This is a genomic window from Cellulomonas sp. P4_A2, assembly GCF_056402515.1.
Map to the genome: position 1 here is coordinate 1 of NZ_JBFUHG010000163.1, position 401 is coordinate 401.

Here is a 401-nt window from a genome sequence, read left to right on the forward strand (position 1 = left end):
ATGCAGGGCTTCCCGCCGGACCAGACGGGGCACGACCACTTCTTCGACACGTTCGGGAAATTCGGCGAGGTCACCTGGCGCCACCGGGGCAAGCTGCTCGCCGACGTGGCCGGCACCGTCGCGCGGCAGAACCAGTTCTATCTGGAGACGATGGTGACCCCGGCGTCCGACGGCGCGCGGATCCTGGCCGACTCGGTCGGCTGGGACGAGGACCTGGCGAAGCTGCACAGCAAGCTGCTGGCCGGCGGCAAGCTGGATGAGCTGGTCGCGGAGGCGAGCCGGGAGACGGACGAGTCCGACGCCGAGTTCCGCACGGTGGCACGGTGCGGCACGCCCCGCGCGGAGGCCGGCTGCCGGGTGCCGGTGCGGTGGATCTCCCAGGTGTCGCGCGGCAGTTCACC

1 protein-coding gene is annotated in these 401 nt (G+C 71.6%); it reads left to right on the forward strand.

The window, feature by feature from the left end:
- The coding region (locus AC1DUE_RS20545) for a hypothetical protein (RefSeq protein WP_477041250.1) at positions 1-401 on the forward strand (401 nt) is incomplete at both ends.